The sequence below is a fragment of the Monashia sp. HAY1-5C genome, from assembly GCF_056755255.1.
The window spans coordinates 1-249 of record NZ_JBPGXG010000587.1; the positions used below are offsets into that span (position 1 = coordinate 1).

Here is a 249-nt window from a genome sequence, read left to right on the forward strand (position 1 = left end):
GCTTAAGGGAAAAGATTTTGTTAAAAGTAAAATTCCTGTGGTTAAAACTTCATTTCTTTATCCTGAAGGTGAAACTTTTGAAGTATCAAAAGACGGTAATATTACGACTCCTGACCTATTGATTACCGAAGGAGAATTTACAAAAAATAAGATTGAAAATATGCTTCCTCTGGATTATAAGCTGGGAGATTAATTCATACTATTACCGCCTTGAATTATTTAGTGATTATTGCACGGCCTGCAATACAT

General features: G+C 32.5%; 1 protein-coding gene. It reads left to right on the forward strand.

Features of this window, described 5'->3' with window-relative positions:
* Positions 1-193: hypothetical protein (locus ACR9ZK_RS22855; protein WP_481344208.1), on the forward strand; the 193-nt coding region annotated here is incomplete at its 5' end.
* Positions 194-249 lie beyond the last annotated feature (56 nt).